Source organism: Psychrobacter sp. H8-1, assembly GCF_904846575.1.
Lineage (GTDB): Bacteria > Pseudomonadota > Gammaproteobacteria > Pseudomonadales > Moraxellaceae > Psychrobacter > Psychrobacter fulvigenes.
On record NZ_CAJHBG010000001.1, the window covers coordinates 3,327,474 to 3,345,358 of the forward strand.

Consider the following 17,885-nt stretch of genomic DNA (forward strand, 5'->3'; position numbering starts at 1 on the left):
GCGCTTTTACTTACTATCCATTTGATATGCCGTCTTAAATTTTTTGATCAGGAGTAAGCTCTATATCGGTAATCGTACAGGTCTTAGTACTTTCGTATTCTTCCATATAAGTATAACCAAGCTTAACCTTAGCCCTGACGTTGGTTATGCCATAATTATAGAGTAGAGCGCAATCACCCGTTTCACAATAAGCACTAACTACCTTTCCATTTAGCAGCATGTCAGCATGATACCCATCGCTAAGATCTACACTTTTGATAATGACTGAAGCACTACCACCTTTAGTGCAAATTGTTGGCAACACTTTAATAGGACCGGGATAAACTGCCCCATCGCTGATCTTATTACTTGCAAAGCCAAGTGGTGAAGTAAGAAGAACTATAGATACTAATAAGAATTTTTTTAGGGTAGATAGTTTCATGACATAACATCTTATAATTAGGTATTTGATAGTTTCATGGAAATACTGATCTTTCGATAACGGTGGTGTCACAAGATTTGAAAAAGTGGTGGTGTATCAAAAAGTATGCTGAGGAGATAAAAGGAGGGTGACAGTCAAAGCAAGATGATATATTTGAGGTTATGAAGACACAAATAGATATCAGTTGCCCCGACTGTCACAGTCCCAGTCTAAAGAAAAATGGCAAAAAAAGCTATGGCAAGCAGAATTATCAATGTAAGAACTGCAAACGTCAATTCATTGGTGACCATGCCTTAACTTATCATGGCTGTCACTCTAAAGTGGAAGAGCTTATACGGCTCATGACAGTTAGAGGCTGCGGTGTTAGAGATATTGCTATTATAGCCTCAGTTAGTATTGGTAAAGTGCTTAGTACTATAGGCTCATCTGTTTATAAGATTACGCCTAAGAAGCGCTACTATGAACGCTTAGAGGTTGATGAGTTCTGGACTTACGTGTATCGCAAAAAGCGTAAAGTTTGGCTTATTTATGCTTATGATCGCGCTACTAATGAGATTGTCGCTTATGTCTGGGGCAAACGTGACTTAAAAACGGCTAAGAAGTTAAGAGCTCGTCTCAAGCAGCTTAAAGTCAGCTATGACTCGATTAGCATGGATAACTGGGACAGTTTTATAACCGCCTTTAAATTTGACCACAAACGAGTTGGTAAACCTCATACGGTAGGCATTGAAGGTAATAACTGTCGTCTTAGACACCGACTGCGTCGGGCGGTTAGAAAAACCTGTTGTTTCTCTAAGAAGCTCGATAATCACTTCAAAGTGTTTGATCTGGTGTTCTTTTACATCAATTATGGTTACGTCTGATGCCGGCATACTTTTTAGAACACCACCGAAAAAGTAATGCTGCTCATTAAAACGAGAGTACAACCTTTGTCATACTACGCTCGATTCATTAATATCTGCAATAGCTCGACATTGATGTAGTAAGAGCTACGCCCGACTTTCTCTTTTTGTAGTAGCCCAATATCAGTCAGCTCATCTAAGTATTTAGTCGCGGTGGTGCGCGATACCTCTAACTCAGTCATCACAAACTCTATTTTGGTATAGGGGTGATTAAATAGGTTGTTCAATAGTTCTTGGCGATAGATTTTGGGCTTCTCCTCGCGCATTTTGAGCTTATATGCTTGTATCAACGCCTTAATATCTTTAATTAAAGTGATGGTTGATTTAGACGTCTCTTCCACACTATCAAGCATAAATAACAGCCAACCTTCCCAGTCGCCAGTATCTCGAACGTGCTGTAGGTAGTGATAATAATCAGCCTTATGTCGAATCAGGTAATGACTGAGGTATAAAACGGGCAAGTCTAGTAAGCCTTGCGCCACCAGATAGATAATATTTAAAATCCTCCCTGTGCGCCCATTACCGTCATAGAACGGATGAATACTCTCAAACTGATGATGAATGACCGCCATTTTTACCAGTGGATCAAGATCGCATATCGCATCATCATTTATAAAAGTGGTTAGGTTATCCATGAATGCTTTGATGTCGTCGCCGTGTTGAGGCGGTGTATAGACAATATCACCTTGGCTATTTTTAAGCGTCGTACCCGGCAGCTTACGAAACCCTGCAACGTTTTTCTCTAATTCTTCTTGAATCGCTAGAATATCACTTAAGCGAATAATGCCACTTTTTCGTACCGTATCGAAACTTGATTTTAGCGCCTGCGTATAGTTCTGCACCTCTTTGGTCGCAAGGCTTTGGTTGACTATATCAAGCTCAGCTTTAAACAGCTCATCATTGGTAGTGACAATATTTTCTATCTCAGAGCTGTGTTTTGCTTCTTGTAGAGCTAAGGTATTGATTAAGATCGCCTCATTGGGAATGGATGAGACCACACCTTTGAGTTCAGCCAAATATCGATTGGCTGATGACAGTTTTTTAAGAACTGCTCTGGTCTCTAGCGCTTCCATGTCAGGAAGTGGTAAAGGGATAATCTGATACTCGTCCATGGACACCTCTTTGGATATGTATAATATTTCAGCTTTTCTATACATGTTATATATATACGTATAGAAAACCAGCTTTTCTATACATGTTTTTTTGAGATATATAAATTTTCTGATTTATTAAACTGATTCAGTATCGCTCAATGACACCCTTAGTAATTTTTGAGCCTAATGACTGACAAGAAATTATAATTTGCCTCATAGGTAGGTTAGTGCGATAGTTGTTCACTGAACGTTCTGGACGGTTGTACTGTACAGGTCTTAAAAACGTACTTGAACACTAGGTGAATAATGAACATATCAGTGACGAAAGCGGCAAAAGAATGGGGTATATCAAGAACTACGATCTATCAGAAAGTCAATGATGGTGAGCTTTCTAGGACAGCAGATAAAAAAATAGACGTTTCAGAAATGTTGCGCGTGTTTGGTGAACCAATCTCTAAAAAACGTACTGAACGTTCAGTGGACACTGTTCAAAGTACACCTCTGAACAGTCAAAGTGTTCAGTACAATACGGACATTGAACACCTATTAGCGCTTGAAAAGCTCAAGAATGAACACCTTAGCCAACAAGTAAGCGATCAAAAAAAGTTAATTGAAAATTATCAGCAGCAGATAGGACAGTTGAACAAAACGCTGGATAAAGCCAATGCCAGTATCCAAGATTTTGCTCAGGTGAGACTACTAGAATTTAAGCAGGCTGAAATGAGTGATGAGCCGCCACTTGAACAAGAGCAAGAAAAAAAAGATGATTCAATCGTCGCGACGGCTAAGAAAAAAAAACGGTGGTTCTTTTGACTATAATGGGTGTTAGAAAAAGTATTAGTGCTTAATCTTTGGTAGATAGCTCTCTAAAGCCTTATTGGGCTTGTTAAAGGAGACTTTCCTGAAAAGTGTGTAAGTATTGCTATAAGCTGAATGACAGCTACACAGAATCTGGGATGGTCTTTAGTAAATTACCATCTTTATCGAATAGGCAATCGACCACAACCAGAGGAGTAGTATCCACGCTATCTTTAGCGTAGTAATGCGTTGTAACTTTGAAATTACCGTTATTTAATAGTCTGTAGTCTGTATTTTTGCGGTTAATCTCCATAGACTTAAGGTTTCTAAGCATAGGTTTTGTCTTTTCTTGGCACTTCGTTAGCAGTGCAATCTTTGATGTTTTGCGAGCTTGTTCGAGTTCAGTGTCTTTTTCTTCATAAAATGAGTTACTGTCGCTTTGAATCCAAATATAAAGTGCTGCAAATGATGTAATAATAGACAAACCTGTCAGCGTCTCTTTTTTCATGATATGACCCGTTTATTAGTAACATATGAAGATATTTACCAATATACAATCATAGTTCATTAACCCATACAGTACACCACAAAAGTGTTTATTCAATCAATTTACAATTATAACTAATATTCTTATTGGTCTCTGTCATCATTAGGAAAGAGCACAGTCTACACGCTTTCAACTTATGCTATACCGCTGCTAGTTAAGACCACTCTTTTAAAGCAGTCTCAACGAAACTTAAGCGATCTTGACCAAAAAACATCTCACCGTTCACGAAGAAACTAGGCGCACCAAAAACACCTCGCGCCACAGCTTCCTCAGTGCTATCTTTCAAACGCTCCTTGACCTCAGTCTCACTAATACGAGCCATAAAATCAGTCACGTCAATGCCTGCCTTGGTCAAAACCTCAGCCACTACTTCTGGTGATTCCATGTTTAGCTGTTCAGACCATAAAGCGTTAAAAATGGCTGCTAAATAAGTCTGGAACTCAGGTTCTTCCAAGTAAGCGGTCGCACCTCTCATTAAATGCATCGTATTCAACGGGAAAAATGGATTGAAGTTAAACGGCACCCCATAAATATTTGAAAAACGCTTAAGGTCTTTGAGCATATAAGCGCCTTTAGCAGGAACCACAGCTGGTGACGCATTACCAGTGGCTTGAAAAACAGCACCAAGCAGCATAGGCCGCCAAATGATTTTAGCGTTGGTGCGCTGTGCAATACCCTCTAATTGTGTCCATGCCAAATAACTGGCTGGGCTGCCTACATCAAAGAAAAACTCTACTTTTTTACTCATCTCAAAGTACTCCTGACAAAATATATTAAAAAGTTTCTAAAAAGTCTCTAACCATGGGCGTAGATCAAGCTCATGCGTCCAGCTGTCTCTCGGTTGACAATGCAATTGCCAATACTGCTCAGCGATATGCTCAGGATTTAAGATCCCGTCGTGGTCTTTAAGTGCATAGCGCTCAGGAAAATTGTCGCGAATAAAGGCGGTATCAATGGCACCATCAATGATAGGGTGCGCCACATGTATACCTTTTGGCCCTAACTCTCGAGCCATACTTTGCGCCAAAGCCCGTAAAGCAAATTTAGCACCAGCAAAAGCAGAAAAACCTTTACTACCTCGTAAAGAAGCCGTCGCGCCAGTGAAAATAATCGTACCCTTTCCACGGGGAAGCATTGCTTTTGCCGCCTCTCTACCTGTGAGAAATCCAGATAGCGCTGCCATTTCCCATACTTTTCGGTAGACTCTTTCTGTGGTGTCTACAATGGAAAAATGGACGTTCGCACCAATGTTAAATACCACCACTTCAATCGGCCCAATGTCTTGTTCAATATGGGTAAACAGCTCAACCATCTCTTGCTCTACACGCGCATCACAACCAAATGGCTTTGCTATTCCACCAGCGGCTTCAATATCACTGACTAGCGAGCTAAGTTTGTCGACACTCCTTCTGGTCACGCATAAGGTAAAACCTTCTCTTGCAAAACGTCTCGCAACAGCGCTGCCAGTGGCATCGCCTGCGCCAATTACAACTGCTACGGGTGCTCTATACATCTCTATTTCCTTATAGGTTCCTTTTTAGAACTAACAAAAATATAGCTTTCTTTTCAGAGACTGTCAAGCTAATCTATTACTCACACATGTAGGAGGTAACATATGCGTTGGGATGAACTTGATAAACAGCCTTGCTCAGTAGCTCGCACTTTGGCAGTCATTGGTGATCGTTGGACGCTAATGATTTTACGTGACTGTTTTTTAGGTGTCAGACGTTTTGATATATTTGAGAAACGCTTAGGCATCACACGTCATGTCTTGTCTGACCGGCTTCGTAAGCTGGTTGAATTTGACGTTCTGAAAAAAGTAGCCTATCAACAGCAACCACTGCGCGAGGAATATCGATTGACAGAGCGTGGTTTAGATTTGCATTCAATCGTTTTAGCATTGGTTAGCTGGGGAGACAAACACATGGCTGATGAACGGGGTGCGCCGCTGCTACATAGACACAATAAGTGCGGCCAAATAATGCATTCCGTAACGGTATGTTCAGAATGCCATGAACCAATTAATGCACGGGATATTAAGGTTGAAATAGGACCTGATTGGATAGGTGACGATGAGCTTACTATATGAAGAGAGTGTTCTGCCAAGCGGCTTTGCAGTTGCTGAGATATTGCCATTATTGTCTACTATCTGTTTAACTGCTTGAGCTTTAAGGTAGTTTCTGTAGGCCCTGATTTTTTTATGCATGATAAACGCCTGTTATGATGCTTAGTCTACCAAGTTCATCTCTACGGTCTTTTCAGCATAGCTCAATATCAATATCGGGGTGGCTCATTTGAATAGGCAGGTTATTCAATAAAAATCTATCAGGCTTAGCTGCCTGACTCAGAATGTTAAGTCTCCGACCATCTCAGGACAGTTCAATAGAGTTATTCTGTAGTAATTTTAAAGGCACTACAGCATCCGCTTTAAGGTGTTATCCTTTTTAATGTAATGATGATACAAAGCCATAGCAGTGTGGACAATGATTAGTGCTGTCAGCATCCAAGCCAGTGGTGCATGCAGTTGACCCAGCGTTGCCGCCCAAGCAACCTTTTCACCTTCAGCAAAGATATCAAAGCCGAATGCGGTTAGGCCATAGCCTCCACCAATCATTATCATGATTCCAGCTAGCGGCAGCAGTAACATACACGCGTAAAGCAAACCATGACCAGCGATAACCAGCTTGGCAGTGGTTGGCTCGTGTACTGGACGTTGATGGCGTTGCGAAGCGACCCACATCAGTCTCAGGACAACTAATACGAGCAATAGAACACCAATAGAAACATGCCAAGGCACTAACGTCTGACCGATCCAATGCTCGCCGTCGCTGATACGGTCAGTGAACTTAAGTAACTACCAGAAGATTAATACTGTCATACTCCAGTGAAAAAATTTGCTAATGCGACCATAGCGCTCTTTCGAATCAATATTCATAACCTTTTCTTCTTGTATTGGCTGTGATGCTCAATTAAGCCCATTCGATAACAAGCGTCTCTTTGCCAGCCATACGTAGCAAATGATCACTGACAACTTGCTGTAATTTTGGCAACTGCTCGGTATCACTTTTGAGTGTTACTATCAGTAAGTCAGTACAATACATCTGACAGACACCCATGGGCAGCTCAATCTCACCTTTATCTGAGCTTAGGGTAACGGGCAGCTTATGTGCCCAGTGCTTGCACAGTCGATTCATTATTTGCTGCGGATTTTGTGTTTGTATCGTTGCGCTAGATGTTAGCATAATTAAATACCCTTATTATTAATGATAGAAACTTACCGTCTAAAACTCGTTAAGCAATACTTTCTACAATACCACCTTCAACCCGTAGTGCTGAACCCGTGGTTGCGCTCGCTTGTGTTGAGGCAATATAGACACTCATGTTGGCAATTTCTTCAGGGGTTGCAAAACGCTTAAGTAGCGTTGATGGACGGTTCTCATCTAAGAATACGCCTTCCATCTCCTCCGCTGAGACGCCGCGCTCATCCGCCAGTTCTTGCATCATGGCTTTTGCGCCCTCGGTTCGAGTCGGTCCTGGCAAAATACTATTCACTGTCACACCGCTGCCCGCTAACACTTTGGCAAGACCACGTGATACGCCTTGAATAGCTGCTTTAGTCACGCCGTAGTGCACCATTTCAGCTGGGATATTCAATGCCGATTCACTAGAGATAAACTGAATACGACCCCAACCTTTTTCCTTCATTGCTTTTGCATAATGCCGCGACAGACGGACACCGCTCATGACATTAATTTGGAACATCTCCTCCCAAGCATTGTCATCAATATCAAAGAAAGGGGCGGCGCCATAAATCCCTAGATTGTTCACTAAGATATCTACTTCTGGCAAGGTGTTGATAATTGTCTGACAGCCACCAGCCGTCCCCGCATCAGCAACAATGCCTTTTATATTATTGGCATCATTAACAGCATCAGCTTGTTGAAGCTGTTTGATCGCCTCATCAACGCCAGCTTGATCGCGACCAACGATAGTGACTTGTGCGCCAGCTTTGGCAAGACCTGTTGCAATAGCGAGGCCAATACCCGCAGTTGAACCTGTGACGAGTGCTGTTTTTCCATTAAGGTCGATGTTCATAATATTTCTCCGTTTATAAATAATTTTTGTCTATGTATGTTTGCTGCTTTGTGAGTATCAGTTTATAAAGAATTAAATGAATATCAGATTAATAAATTTAGCCAAACTGAAAGGCTGAAATCTGAGTTTTTATGACTTGCTGAGAATATGTTTTCTTACCTCTATCTGTTCCTGCTGCCCCTACGGCAACCATTAAAGGTAGCAAATGCTCCTCCGCACCTAATAGATGAGAATCCAATGCATGAGGTGCCTCTGGCCAATTAGCAAGCGCTGCAAAGCGCTCATCTGCATTAGCTGCAACTGCTGTCGTTAGCCACTCGTCAAATATTACTGACGGTGCGGTAAAACTCGAATCACCATAGCCGCGCATATTATGAAAGCTCATACCACTGCCTACGATCAACACGCCTTCATCACGTAGTGAGGCAAGCGCTTGGCCCGCTCTTAGATGTACTTTTGGGTCTAAATCATGACGCAGAGATAGCTGTACTACTGGAATATCGGCGTCAGGGAACATCAGTTTCAGTGGAATAAACACCCCATGATCAAAACCTCTGGAACTGTCCTGCTTATTGCTTAAACCAGCATCGATGAGCAAATGACCAATTCGCTCAGCCAGTACTGGCGCACCAGCTGCTGGATAAGTCAGCTGATACGTATGCTCAGGGAAGCCAGAGTAATCATAAATCAGCTCAGGCTGCTTGCTGGCAGTAATACTAAACTCCCGCGTTTGCCAATGGGCACTGACTATTAAAATAGCTTTGGGACGCTCTGGCAAACCATTTGAGCTATTAGTTAAAAAGTCAGCCATCTGATCCCAAGTGTCTGCTGGTTGCCAATCCATAAAAAAACAAGGCCCGGCACCATGAGGTATAAACAATACAGGTTGCTTGACTGTGGTTGATTCATTATTCATGAACTTTACTCCTTTATCTTGCTAAATATGTTCAGGCCCTGTGGGCACGATTCCATTGGGATTTAACGCTTTGATAGAGTAATAGCCTGCTTTGATGTGCTTGATACTCACCGTCTCTGAAATGCCATCAAGCGCTAAGATTCGTAGCATATAAGCATGTAGAGAACTCATATCTTTGATCAAGTTACGGTTGCATTTAAATAGACCGTGATAAGCGGCATCAAAACGTACTAAAGTCACAAACAGTCGAATATCTGTTTCCGTCAGCTGCTCACCAAATAGATAATGACGACCATCACTCAGGCGCGCCTCAAGCATATCTAAGGTGTCAAATACTTGCTGATAAGCTTCTTCATAAGCCCCTTGTGTCGTCGCAAATCCTGCTTTGTATACGCCGTTGTTTAAATTCTCATAGATAACTAAGTTTAGGGCTTCGATATCATCAGCAAGCTCTTTTGGAAACAAGTCAACGTAATTTGGCACGAGTTCTGTAAAAGCGGTATTTAGCATACGTAAGATATCAGCAGACTCATTATTAACGATAGTATTGGTTTTTTTGTCCCAAAGCACAGGTACAGTCGCGCGTCCGGTAAATTGAGGGTCTGCTTTGGTATAAAGTTGATGAGCAAATTGGGCATGATTAATAGGATCACTGTCAGCACCGTCAAAGCCACCAAACTGCCAGCCTTGATTGCCAAGCTGCGGATTGACCACGGTAATATCGATTATATCTTGCAGACCTTTTAACTGACGTGCCATCAAGGTACGTGAGGCCCAAGGGCAAATCAGCGCTACGTATAGATGATAGCGGTCTTTTTCTGCTTTAAAGCCCCCAGTACCCGTTGGTCCTGCTTGTCCATCAGCAGTAATCCAATGACGGAACGATGAGGTTTGACGAATAAAACGCCCTTGTTCGTCTTCTGCTTGTACCGGTTGCCAGTCTTCAGTCCAATTGCCATTGATTAACATAATACTTACTCCTAGTCAGATGATTGCTTTTAAAAAGCATGACCCTACTTTACCATCAACATAAAAAAAGAGTAAGATAGGTGATATTGATTAATTAACAACATATCGTTGATAATGGCTTTATTGTTCAATTTCGATAGTTAAAGAAAAACAGGGCAAAATATGGATAGAATCGATGCGATGCGTGCCTTTGTAGCGGTGGTGACCGAAGGCAGCTTTACTAATGCGGCAAATACTCTGCAACTGTCACCTCAATTGGTGAGCAAATATGTCTCTAAGTTGGAGGAGCAGCTAAATAATCGTCTGCTGAATCGTACCACCCGTAAAGTAAGCCTCACCGAAGCTGGTAGTCATTACTTTGGTCATGCGCAGCAGATTTTATTGAGTATGGATGATATGGAGTCGCAACTAAGTGGTTTGCAGCAAAACCCTAAAGGTGTGTTGCGCATAAGTGCGCCAGTATCTTTTGCTTTAAAACATATGGCTAAATTAGTCACTGACTTTCAGATCCGTTATCCATTGGTCACAGTCGATCTACAATTGACTGATCGTAAAGTCGATATTGTTGAAGAAGGGTTTGATATTGCACTGCGTATAGGTCAACTGAAAAGCTCATCACTTATTGCGAAGGAAGTGGCACCTATTCGTGTGGTTCTGTGTGCGTCGCCTGAATATTTGAAAAAGCATGACACACTCGATAAGCCTGAAGATTTAGAGAATCATCGCTATTTACATTATAGCTATATGAACATGGACGCGAAGGAAGAGGTCTACCAATTATTAAAGGCGAAGATTCTCAAGCAAGGTAGTGAGTTTCTTAGTAATAACGGTGATGTGTTGGTAGAAGGAGCTATTGAAGGTGCAGGATTGGTATTACAGCCGACATTTATTGTCAGTGAAGCAGTTAGCAGTGGCAAGCTGGTGATAGTATTGCCTGAACTTGAACCTAAACGCTTAGGTTTATATGCCGTCTACGCCCATAGAAAGCTACTACCGCACAAAGTCAGGTGTTTTATCGATTTTATGGAAGGCTATTATGGAGCGCCGCCTTATTGGGATGAGTCTATAGCCAAAAGCCAGTCGCTCAGTAATACGTGAGGCACTGGATAACTAGCTTCTCCTAAGATAGATGCGGCTTGCTATTTTTTATGCTACTACACTTTACAGCGGTTGAGATATTGCTGTTAGTATCCGCTTGTAACTATCCCCTAAACTAACACAGCGATTATTTTATTGGGACGTTATGAATCCACGTATTTTTTAAGTCCAGCGCAAGCACATATCACTTGGATTCTAAAGGGCGTTGATGGTATTGAAAAAGACTATGAGCATTTTTCGCCACCATTTTTGTTAGCCTTGGACGAGGTGTATAACAAAATTCGCAATCTAAATTACCGCTACATGCCTGCTGGTACGTTGTTCCCTGAAGAGGTGCAGCAGTACGACCTCTATATCATCCGTGAAGCATTAAGTAATGCCATTGGTCATCAAGACTACCGACTAGGCGGACGTATCACAGTGGTTGAAAAAGAGGACTCAACGCTGATTTTTCAAAATAGCGGAGCGTTTATTCCTAAGACTATTGAAAATGTCTTGCTACAAGACGCGCCTGAAGCGAGTTACCGTAATCCGTTTTTAGTCAATGCCATGGTCAGTCTAAATATGATGGATACCATCGGTAGCGGCATCAAAAAAATGTATCAGATTCAGTCCAAACGCTTTTTTCCATTGCCAGATTATGACTTGACCCGTGAAAGAGTACTCGTAAAGTTCACAGGCAAAGTGCTTGATCAAGAGTACGCTAAACAGCTAGCGACCGTCGATAATCTCACATTACACGACATCATAGCGCTGGATAAAGTACAAAAAGGGCAGTCGATTACTGAAGAGGAGGCGGAGACGTTACGTAAAAAGTCATTGATTGAAGGACGAAAAAACAGCTATATCATTGCCGCTGATTTTGCCAAGCATACTGAGCAGCAGGCAGAGTATATGCAAATGCGTGGTTTAGATGACATGCATTATCAAAGCTTGATCATAGAGTACCTCAAGACATTTGAGCGAGGTAGGCTAACTGACTTTGATAAAATGCTGGCTAATAAGTTACCGCAAGTGCTAGACGACAAACAACGTAAGAACAAAGTACGTAATCTATTGCAGAAAATGCGACGTGATGGTCTAGTGACCTCTAAAAACCAAACTTGGTATCTTGCAAATAGCTAGGTTTAGCTAAAAGGTAGCTAGATGCAGCTAAGCGTAGCTAAAGGCGGCTAAACGTAGCTAGGTCAAGCTACGTAAGTATTCTAGAAGTAGCCTAATAGCTGCCTGAGTCTGTCATTTCTCCAGCTTTCTGCTTCTTTGTAAATATATTCGCTTATGATGTATCGCGATATATCGTTTATACAGTAAGGTGGGTTTTTACCTATACGCTCTTCGCCAACGTCGATATCGTCTAATTGATAGTATAAATCAGGATCTTGTAACCATATAGCATAGATCTCATGCTTACTCAGCTCTTCGAGCTGCGATGAGACAAATTGTAAAATCATATCATCGTAATAACTCCAGAAAATAGATTCCTCTTTCTGACTTTGATAGCAAACGTCATCCCATAGGTTTTTGAGATAGCCCATATCTAAAGCGGTATCAAGGCTTTGCATCCATCTGATAGTTTGTCTAGTAATCTTCTCTGAGAGGTTTTTAGATAGTGCAGCAGCAATATCCAATGCCATTTCTTGCTTTAAGTCCATAATAAAAGTCCGTGTCTAATCGCCTTATACTCATAATTGCCGCTATGTTTTATATTGCATGCTACTAAACTACTAGATCAAAAAGAAGGAAAAAAATAAGCTGCACTAAGCAACTTATTTTGTATTATCATTTAGCAAATCCTAGCAGCTATCTTACTTTCAATCCACTGAGCAACTTCACTTTCAACCCAAGCCACACGTCCCTTTGATAATTTTACCTGAACAGGGAAGTTAGGGTCATAACGATTTGATCTTTTATCGAGCATATCGTAAATCGTTGTACTGCTAAGCCCTGTATAGTGCACGACTTGCTTGAGCGGTAGCATACGCGGTATTTGCGGCATGCTTGGTACTGTTACATTTTTATGAGTGCTTGTGTTTAACTGTTCCATGATTGAGCTCCTTGTGAGTAATTGAGAGCATTTCCTCTCATACAGTTAGGGAGACCTATATTTTTTTACTGCATCCCATGCCGTCCGACAGTTAGCCTTTGATGTAGCTAATAAAAAAACAGAGCTGATTACTCAGCTCCTTTTTATGCCGCTTATCTGTCTTAACCGCTTTAACTCACAGCCGTTACACTTTGCCGTAGTCCCTGCTCAATGCTACTCACCTCATGAGTGGCTAGCCCATTTTGCCTGTGTTCTTGCTGCTGTTGATTAGTGTCACTACTCTCGGCTGGATAAAACTCTTCAATAGCGGCAAGTGCCTCATCACTATCGATCTCAAAGGCTGAGTTCACATACCCTTGTTTGGCGACTTCCTCCAATGCCGCTTGATCAAAGCCGTGTTCACTCAGCTCACGATCAATCGCTCCAGCGTGTTGTACTGCATCCTTAAGCGTGACGCCCTCACGCAAGGTTAAATCCACAAAGTAGATGGGCGTACGATAGCTTTGGGTGGTGCTTTTACCTCTTAGGGTTAATTGCAGCGGTAGACACGACAGTTTATTGCCTGAGACCGCGGCAAAGTAGCTTAAGCGTGCGGCAAGCGTTCTAATACTATTAAAGCCTGTGGTGCGAAAGATAAAGGTACCCAACTCATCGTCTTCACTGAGATTCACGTAAAGCCGCCCATAAGGCTTACAAGCGCCACCTTGCGCCAATGGGCAACGATCAGGGGATGGACAAGGCAACTTCTCAACGCCGTTACTTGTGCGACGCTGACACTGCTCACCGTCGCCCACGCATAACGGTCTGCCTGTCTGTCTATCAAACAAAGTGTATTCAGCTCGCAAGTTAAGCTCAGGATCGTTAAACAACATCCGTACTGGTATTTGTCTGAGCTTATCGGTTGTACCCTTACGCAGCTTTGCATCTAGTGGATGATTGACCCAGCCATCCTTATTCTGCACTTGGCTGGTAATGGTGAATTGATCGTCTTTGGCAGGCAGACGTTTGCCATCTTTTTGAATAACACGTCCTATGCTGATTCTGCCTAAGACGGGTGGGGTTATCGTGAGACCTTTAATCATGGTGGTATTCCTTAAATTTAATAAATTGGTTAAGACATAAAAAAGCCCACCGATTCTGGTGGGCTGTTATGGGCTTATTTTCGTTGTTTGATAAGTGGATTGATTTGTAGTTAATGAGATAAGTACCTAGTCGTTTAAGATCACAAAGCGTCTGCTACCTTGGCGAGTTTTACTAAATTTATCCATCAGCTCAGGATGCGCTTTGATCACCGCTTTGCTATCAAGACCAATACTGTCTTTCGAGCGCTTCCAAGAGATCGCACCACTTGAGAACACCGCAATCTCATTATCAGCAATCAGCGTTTGCAGCTGGTGCTTCACCTGATCATGACGCTGCTCTAACTCTTGCATGTAGTCACGATAACTCAGTAATTGCTCAAATAACTTATTGGCACCGTCGTCATCCGTCAGATCAATCTTGCTTGACGGCTTAGGGCTTGGATATAGCAGTTTTAGTGCTTTGGCTGCAGATTCAGAATGATCAGGGGTGGGCGGGGTGTCGGTTTCTACATACTGCCAGAACAGACGCTCATGCTCGATGATGGATTCAATCAAGCGCTCGTCACGCTCAACTTTATAAATCTTAGCCTCATGCCCACAGAGCAACACACAGATGTGCGCTGCAGTTTTACCTGTAACCGCTAACTGATGCTGTACTTGGCATGTGACATATAACGGCACGCCATGCTTCCACAGCTTAGCGCCATGTTCACCAGCGGTTTTACATTCAAGTATCTGCACTTCGTCACTACCAGTAATGGCATAGTCTAAATTGGCGAGCATAAAGGCTTTGTCAGGATCAGGATGCTGCAAGATGGCATTAACGCGCCGTACCTTATTGCCTGTGTGTTCTTGGTAGTATTTGGCCACCATGGGCTCTAAAGTATTGCCCCAATACAAAGGCGAGTACCCTTCAATGCTCTCATCGATGTCTGAGCTCATGCGTCCTGTCTTAATCATCCATAGCTCCAGCATGGATAAATACGGATGGATACCACAAGCAGCAGCGGCATCACTACTGCCAATGCCTTGCTTGCGAACGGCTAACCACTCTTCACGGCTTAAGTCTTTGGTGTTGATCAGACGTTTGGCCGTGGTTGAGGTATTAGACTGAGCAGGTTTATCAAAGCTATCGTTTTGCTTTGTTTTCACTACTGAGGGTTTAAGCTTAACGGTTGCACGCTTAGCCTGTCTTGGCTCAGTGCGATTGGTGTTGTGTAAAGCGATGATGTTCATGGTAAATTCCTTAGATAAATTGATTATTGGTTTTTAGTTGATTACTGATTAATAAGAAACAAACGGCATAAAAAAACCACGCCCTTGAGCGTGGTTTAATCATTAAGTTTCATACGTTGATTTAGGCGATCATCAGTAGCGCTTCCTCTAAGCTCTTATCTTTAAGCTTAGCGCCAGCGCCAAACCATGCGGAATCGAGCCTATGATCGGTAGACATCGCACGGCGCTCATGGTCAACATATTCTGTCATTGCCGACAGCAAGCCATAAGCGGTATCACGTGCAGAATCAAGATCTGCACCGCGACCTTGACCGTTAAACATATTCATCACCTGATTCATCGCTCGAGCGTTAGGCACCGCATCCTTCTCTTTCTTAGCACTGTTAAACAGAATGATGTCGTTGTCCTGATCGTTGAACACTCGGTTGAGATAGTTTGCCGCTTCTGCCTGAGTGACACGGCGCTGGGTTAACTGCTTCATCTCATACACGTGCTCGTTCCACTGCTTAACAGAAACGCCTAGTTGCTGCTTGACCTTGTCCGCATCAAACGACGTAGAGTGCGGTACTTTCACCACACCACCGCTGCCATCAGCGAGGCTTACCGCTAAAGTGTTATTACAAACTACACGAATATTAGTGAACTGTGCTGTGGTCGCTAGAGTCCCATCACAAGCGGTTGCTAGCAAAAGGTAGCCATTACTCACATCGCCACCCTTTAGACTCATAGACTGACCTGTACGAGCAAGTGCCCACATCTTACGACCACCCTTTAAGATGCCAGCAGTCTCAAGCTCGAAGTGCGATTGTTCAGTGAGATCACGATAGAACTCTAAAATCTCACGTGGCTGCACTTCTTGGTAACGTTGACTGACCACGGATAACGGCTCTAAGTTATCTGAGCGATACAACACTTTGTTGCTGTCAAAGGGCATGATAAGACTTTGACCTTTTTCATTGTTTGCCATATAGCTGACGTCCGATGATTCGATACGCCAATCCATACCAGCTTCTTTAGCCCAGACCTCGATAGGCTGATTCTTAGGTAGTTGACTGCCAAGACCGTGCCAAGGGGTATCGCCAACGTATGCCATACTTTCTAATAGATGTGCCATGATTAATTTCCTTTTTATTGATAAGTTACGTAAATTGATGATTGATAGTTAGTTGATGGTTGAAAAAATATGCGTACAGTCATTACAGCGATGCTGCTTATTGACCAGCATCGGTAAAGCGCTATGAGGCTTTGCAAGCTCGATGACGGTTGCGATTGCAGTACCTGCAACCACACCGATCACAGGATGGACTTTGAATAATTTACATAAACTGACACCAAGGCCGATCAGTGCAGCAGGTGATAACAGCTCTTCGATAAGTGGATGGCTAGTACTATCAGTCATTACATAAACAGAGGATGACTGACAGTGTGGACATACTGGTTTCATAAGGGCTCCTTTTATTGCGGGCATAAAAAAGGCCTGCACGAGGCAGGCCTTTGATGGGTGAAGAAGGATAAGCATTAAAACGCTAATGCTCGATCTCATGACTGTAGTATGTATCTGAAATTAGTTTGATATAAGCATACCAAGCGCTAGTTAGCTCTTAGGGTAGCTACCGCGACCAAAGCTACGCATATTCGGTAGCCATGCTTTAAGGCGCTGCTCGTACTTGTCAGGTCGAGTTAAGTACAGCGCTGTATAGAAAGCGTTTTTTACTTCCAAGGGCTTATTTCCGTGAATCATAGCAATACCACGCTGACCCTTACGCTCATAATCTTGTTTACGTTCAGAGGTATTACCATTGGTGGACCATCCTAAACCTTCTGTTATCTCAAGCCACCTCTTACCGACAGCATCGCCTAAATACCAGTCTTTCTGCCGCTTATCACCGTTATAGATCAATAACAGGTGACAGTGCAAACCACCGTTATCAACACCTTGCTCTATAGCCCAAGCATAACCCCTTAAATCCTCGAAACAGCCTTTATATTTATCAGCTATCTTTCCAGCCTTTCTTTTCTTTTCTATTTCTCTATCTCTTTGGATAGCCTTCATAAGCTGATTCATGAAATCCTGAAAGGTTTCAACGTCGACAAGGTGCGCAAACTCTGCTTTTATTTTGATATCAACCCTCACGATAAGCACACGTGCGTACTTTTCTAAAAAATAACTCATATATTTTTTAAGTGATTGGCTATTGCGCTGCTCTTGAAAAGCGAAGTCCGTAAGGGTAGTAGTAAATTCGTACTGATAAAAATTTAGCGCATGTAAAAACTTTTGTGTCATAGCCTTATCCCAAAAAACCTCATTGGGATAGTAATTATCGCAAACAAGATAACAGCTGCCCATAAACCATTTTATCGAACTGGTATATTCTAGTTCGTCATTGAAGAGCAATGTCATTGACTGATAGTAAAGATTTAGTTGCTCACTAACTTGTTGAATACTGATTCGAATTTTGGGGTTGAGTATGTCGCTCACAAGCTTATCGACTTTAGCGACTACTATCTCATGGCTTAAGTTTGGGATGGTCATGTTATTTTCCTAAAATTATATGTTCATAATCTTAGGCAAAGAGGTAATTTGTTATTTTTATTATTAAGGGTGATTAGTGAATATGCTTATAGCTTATATTGTATTAATAATATTAATAACCGGATTTTGATGCTTGTAAATATCACGCTA

The 17,885-nt window shown here is 42.3% G+C and carries 22 protein-coding genes and 1 pseudogene; 5 read left to right on the plus strand and 18 right to left on the minus strand.

Features of this window, described 5'->3' with window-relative positions:
- Positions 1 to 34 precede the first annotated feature (34 nt).
- Complete coding sequence (locus tag JMY01_RS13845) at positions 35 to 421, minus strand: hypothetical protein (protein WP_201576922.1); 387 nt, start codon at positions 419 to 421, stop codon at positions 35 to 37.
- Between the two features lie 161 nt (positions 422 to 582).
- On the opposite strand from JMY01_RS13845, the gene JMY01_RS13850 reads away from it, so the two are divergent.
- Positions 583 to 1,284, plus strand: coding sequence for an IS1 family transposase (locus tag JMY01_RS13850; RefSeq protein WP_201576457.1), 702 nt, complete (start codon positions 583 to 585; stop codon positions 1,282 to 1,284).
- 74 nt (positions 1,285 to 1,358) lie between these two features.
- On the opposite strand, the gene JMY01_RS13855 is transcribed toward JMY01_RS13850, so the two are convergent.
- Positions 1,359 to 2,435 carry a Fic family protein gene (locus tag JMY01_RS13855; protein WP_201576923.1) on the minus strand — a complete coding sequence of 359 codons (1,077 nt, stop codon included), beginning with the start codon at positions 2,433 to 2,435 and terminating at the stop codon, positions 1,359 to 1,361.
- Between the two features lie 288 nt (positions 2,436 to 2,723).
- On the opposite strand from JMY01_RS13855, the gene JMY01_RS13860 reads away from it, so the two are divergent.
- Positions 2,724 to 3,230: a plasmid replication DNA-binding protein gene (locus JMY01_RS13860; RefSeq protein WP_201576924.1), complete on the plus strand. Its 507-nt coding sequence runs from the start codon at positions 2,724 to 2,726 to the stop codon at positions 3,228 to 3,230.
- Between the two features lie 127 nt (positions 3,231 to 3,357).
- Here the strand turns inward: JMY01_RS13860 and JMY01_RS13865 are convergent, their stop codons facing one another.
- The 3 genes from JMY01_RS13865 to JMY01_RS13875 form a co-directional block, all read right to left on the minus strand.
- Positions 3,358 to 3,723 (minus strand): hypothetical protein, encoded by a 366-nt coding sequence (locus JMY01_RS13865; RefSeq protein ID WP_201576926.1) that lies wholly within the window; start codon positions 3,721 to 3,723, stop codon positions 3,358 to 3,360.
- Positions 3,724 to 3,916: 193 nt separating this feature from the next.
- A complete protein-coding gene (locus JMY01_RS13870; RefSeq protein WP_201576929.1) occupies positions 3,917 to 4,510 on the minus strand; it encodes a 2-hydroxychromene-2-carboxylate isomerase in 594 nt (197 codons plus the stop codon).
- 36 nt (positions 4,511 to 4,546) lie between these two features.
- A complete protein-coding gene (locus tag JMY01_RS13875; RefSeq protein ID WP_201563757.1) occupies positions 4,547 to 5,275 on the minus strand; it encodes an SDR family oxidoreductase in 729 nt (242 codons plus the stop codon).
- 102 nt (positions 5,276 to 5,377) lie between these two features.
- Between JMY01_RS13875 and JMY01_RS13880 the strand changes: the two genes are divergently transcribed.
- A complete protein-coding gene (locus JMY01_RS13880; RefSeq protein WP_201563759.1) occupies positions 5,378 to 5,851 on the plus strand; it encodes a helix-turn-helix domain-containing protein in 474 nt (157 codons plus the stop codon).
- On the opposite strand, the pseudogene JMY01_RS14495 reads toward JMY01_RS13880, so the two are convergent.
- From JMY01_RS14495 to JMY01_RS13900, 6 genes and pseudogenes are all read right to left on the minus strand, one after another.
- Positions 5,846 to 5,968 (minus strand): annotated as a pseudogene (locus JMY01_RS14495) (IS3 family transposase); the annotation flags it as partial. The gene JMY01_RS13880 and the pseudogene JMY01_RS14495 overlap by 6 nt on opposite strands.
- Before the next feature lie 207 nt (positions 5,969 to 6,175).
- On the minus strand, positions 6,176 to 6,559 hold the full coding sequence (locus tag JMY01_RS14205) for a cytochrome b (RefSeq protein ID WP_227692073.1): 384 nt from the start codon (positions 6,557 to 6,559) through the stop codon (positions 6,176 to 6,178).
- A 172-nt stretch (positions 6,560 to 6,731) separates the two neighbouring features.
- On the minus strand, positions 6,732 to 7,004 hold the full coding sequence (locus tag JMY01_RS14210) for a DUF2218 domain-containing protein (RefSeq protein ID WP_101210643.1): 273 nt from the start codon (positions 7,002 to 7,004) through the stop codon (positions 6,732 to 6,734).
- A 49-nt stretch (positions 7,005 to 7,053) separates the two neighbouring features.
- Positions 7,054 to 7,857: an SDR family NAD(P)-dependent oxidoreductase gene (locus JMY01_RS13890; protein ID WP_201576932.1), complete on the minus strand. Its 804-nt coding sequence runs from the start codon at positions 7,855 to 7,857 to the stop codon at positions 7,054 to 7,056.
- Positions 7,858 to 7,954: 97 nt separating this feature from the next.
- Positions 7,955 to 8,773: a class III extradiol ring-cleavage dioxygenase gene (locus JMY01_RS13895; RefSeq protein ID WP_201576934.1), complete on the minus strand. Its 819-nt coding sequence runs from the start codon at positions 8,771 to 8,773 to the stop codon at positions 7,955 to 7,957.
- Between the two features lie 21 nt (positions 8,774 to 8,794).
- On the minus strand, positions 8,795 to 9,742 hold the full coding sequence (locus JMY01_RS13900; RefSeq protein WP_045452401.1) for a glutathione S-transferase family protein: 948 nt from the start codon (positions 9,740 to 9,742) through the stop codon (positions 8,795 to 8,797).
- A gap of 162 nt (positions 9,743 to 9,904) precedes the next feature.
- On the opposite strand from JMY01_RS13900, the gene JMY01_RS13905 reads away from it, so the two are divergent.
- A complete protein-coding gene (locus tag JMY01_RS13905) occupies positions 9,905 to 10,840 on the plus strand; it encodes a LysR family transcriptional regulator (protein WP_045452403.1) in 936 nt (311 codons plus the stop codon).
- A gap of 135 nt (positions 10,841 to 10,975) precedes the next feature.
- Positions 10,976 to 11,965, plus strand: coding sequence for an ATP-binding protein (locus JMY01_RS13910; RefSeq protein WP_201576936.1), 990 nt, complete (start codon positions 10,976 to 10,978; stop codon positions 11,963 to 11,965).
- Between the two features lie 80 nt (positions 11,966 to 12,045).
- Here the strand turns inward: JMY01_RS13910 and JMY01_RS13915 are convergent, their stop codons facing one another.
- From JMY01_RS13915 to JMY01_RS13945, 7 genes are all read right to left on the minus strand, one after another.
- Positions 12,046 to 12,492, minus strand: a complete 447-nt coding sequence (locus JMY01_RS13915; RefSeq protein ID WP_201576938.1) for a hypothetical protein — start codon at positions 12,490 to 12,492, stop codon at positions 12,046 to 12,048.
- Between the two features lie 131 nt (positions 12,493 to 12,623).
- Positions 12,624 to 12,884, minus strand: a complete 261-nt coding sequence (locus JMY01_RS13920) for an AlpA family transcriptional regulator (protein WP_227677944.1) — start codon at positions 12,882 to 12,884, stop codon at positions 12,624 to 12,626.
- Between the two features lie 170 nt (positions 12,885 to 13,054).
- Positions 13,055 to 13,966, minus strand: a complete 912-nt coding sequence (locus JMY01_RS13925; protein WP_201576940.1) for a hydrolase or metal-binding protein — start codon at positions 13,964 to 13,966, stop codon at positions 13,055 to 13,057.
- A 126-nt stretch (positions 13,967 to 14,092) separates the two neighbouring features.
- On the minus strand, positions 14,093 to 15,202 hold the full coding sequence (locus JMY01_RS13930) for a YqaJ viral recombinase family protein (RefSeq protein WP_201576946.1): 1,110 nt from the start codon (positions 15,200 to 15,202) through the stop codon (positions 14,093 to 14,095).
- A 121-nt stretch (positions 15,203 to 15,323) separates the two neighbouring features.
- Positions 15,324 to 16,316: a DUF932 domain-containing protein gene (locus JMY01_RS13935; protein ID WP_201576948.1), complete on the minus strand. Its 993-nt coding sequence runs from the start codon at positions 16,314 to 16,316 to the stop codon at positions 15,324 to 15,326.
- 48 nt (positions 16,317 to 16,364) lie between these two features.
- Positions 16,365 to 16,646 carry a hypothetical protein gene (locus JMY01_RS13940; RefSeq protein WP_227677946.1) on the minus strand — a complete coding sequence of 94 codons (282 nt, stop codon included), beginning with the start codon at positions 16,644 to 16,646 and terminating at the stop codon, positions 16,365 to 16,367.
- Positions 16,647 to 16,796: 150 nt separating this feature from the next.
- Positions 16,797 to 17,681 carry an inovirus-type Gp2 protein gene (locus JMY01_RS13945; RefSeq protein ID WP_201576955.1) on the minus strand — a complete coding sequence of 295 codons (885 nt, stop codon included), beginning with the start codon at positions 17,679 to 17,681 and terminating at the stop codon, positions 16,797 to 16,799.
- Positions 17,682 to 17,885: the final 204 nt, after the last annotated feature.

What these genes read in the sequence shown, in the direction of transcription:
- JMY01_RS13875 (WP_201563757.1), bottom strand. Translation starts at nt 5,275, where the DNA reads ATGTATAGAGCACCCGTAGCAGTTGTAATTGGCGCAGGCGATGCCACT.
- JMY01_RS13940 (WP_227677946.1), bottom strand. Translation starts at nt 16,646, where the DNA reads ATGAAACCAGTATGTCCACACTGTCAGTCATCCTCTGTTTATGTAATG.
- JMY01_RS13905 (WP_045452403.1), top strand. Translation starts at nt 9,905, where the DNA reads ATGGATAGAATCGATGCGATGCGTGCCTTTGTAGCGGTGGTGACCGAA.
- JMY01_RS13880 (WP_201563759.1), top strand. Translation starts at nt 5,378, where the DNA reads ATGCGTTGGGATGAACTTGATAAACAGCCTTGCTCAGTAGCTCGCACT.
- JMY01_RS13900 (WP_045452401.1), bottom strand. Translation starts at nt 9,742, where the DNA reads ATGTTAATCAATGGCAATTGGACTGAAGACTGGCAACCGGTACAAGCA.
- JMY01_RS13890 (WP_201576932.1), bottom strand. Translation starts at nt 7,857, where the DNA reads ATGAACATCGACCTTAATGGAAAAACAGCACTCGTCACAGGTTCAACT.
- JMY01_RS13925 (WP_201576940.1), bottom strand. Translation starts at nt 13,966, where the DNA reads ATGATTAAAGGTCTCACGATAACCCCACCCGTCTTAGGCAGAATCAGC.
- JMY01_RS13930 (WP_201576946.1), bottom strand. Translation starts at nt 15,202, where the DNA reads ATGAACATCATCGCTTTACACAACACCAATCGCACTGAGCCAAGACAG.
- JMY01_RS13860 (WP_201576924.1), top strand. Translation starts at nt 2,724, where the DNA reads ATGAACATATCAGTGACGAAAGCGGCAAAAGAATGGGGTATATCAAGA.
- JMY01_RS13850 (WP_201576457.1), top strand. Translation starts at nt 583, where the DNA reads ATGAAGACACAAATAGATATCAGTTGCCCCGACTGTCACAGTCCCAGT.
- JMY01_RS13915 (WP_201576938.1), bottom strand. Translation starts at nt 12,492, where the DNA reads ATGGACTTAAAGCAAGAAATGGCATTGGATATTGCTGCTGCACTATCT.
- JMY01_RS13895 (WP_201576934.1), bottom strand. Translation starts at nt 8,773, where the DNA reads ATGAATAATGAATCAACCACAGTCAAGCAACCTGTATTGTTTATACCT.
- JMY01_RS13920 (WP_227677944.1), bottom strand. Translation starts at nt 12,884, where the DNA reads ATGGAACAGTTAAACACAAGCACTCATAAAAATGTAACAGTACCAAGC.
- JMY01_RS13845 (WP_201576922.1), bottom strand. Translation starts at nt 421, where the DNA reads ATGAAACTATCTACCCTAAAAAAATTCTTATTAGTATCTATAGTTCTT.
- JMY01_RS14210 (WP_101210643.1), bottom strand. Translation starts at nt 7,004, where the DNA reads ATGCTAACATCTAGCGCAACGATACAAACACAAAATCCGCAGCAAATA.
- JMY01_RS13870 (WP_201576929.1), bottom strand. Translation starts at nt 4,510, where the DNA reads ATGAGTAAAAAAGTAGAGTTTTTCTTTGATGTAGGCAGCCCAGCCAGT.
- JMY01_RS13865 (WP_201576926.1), bottom strand. Translation starts at nt 3,723, where the DNA reads ATGAAAAAAGAGACGCTGACAGGTTTGTCTATTATTACATCATTTGCA.
- JMY01_RS13935 (WP_201576948.1), bottom strand. Translation starts at nt 16,316, where the DNA reads ATGGCACATCTATTAGAAAGTATGGCATACGTTGGCGATACCCCTTGG.
- JMY01_RS13855 (WP_201576923.1), bottom strand. Translation starts at nt 2,435, where the DNA reads ATGGACGAGTATCAGATTATCCCTTTACCACTTCCTGACATGGAAGCG.